We start from the raw sequence: 329 nt of genomic DNA, 5'->3' as shown, positions 1-329 counted from the left end.
TCGACACGGAGAAGAGTGGGTGCCAGCAGCCGCGGTAATACGGAGGATGCGAGCGTTATCCGGATTTATTGGGTTTAAAGGGTGCGTAGGCGGTTTATTAAGTTAGTGGTTAAATATTTGAGCTAAACTCAATTGTGCCATTAATACTGGTAAACTGGAGTACAGACGAGGTAGGCGGAATAAGTTAAGTAGCGGTGAAATGCATAGATATAACTTAGAACTCCGATAGCGAAGGCAGCTTACCAGACTGTAACTGACGCTGATGCACGAGAGCGTGGGTAGCGAACAGGATTAGATACCCCGGTAGTCCAGAAGTGTTAGTAACCGCG

General features: G+C 47.1%; 1 rRNA gene. It reads left to right on the top strand.

The window, feature by feature from the left end:
• Positions 1-329 (top strand): 16S ribosomal RNA (locus NATSA_RS15360); the annotation flags it as partial.

Origin of the sequence: Natronogracilivirga saccharolytica, from assembly GCF_017921895.1 — a bacterium.
GTDB classification, from domain to species: Bacteria; Bacteroidota; Rhodothermia; order Balneolales; family Natronogracilivirgulaceae; genus Natronogracilivirga; species Natronogracilivirga saccharolytica.
The sequence above is the reverse complement of the archived record's forward strand: the minus strand, read 5'-3'. Positions and strand labels throughout refer to the sequence as shown.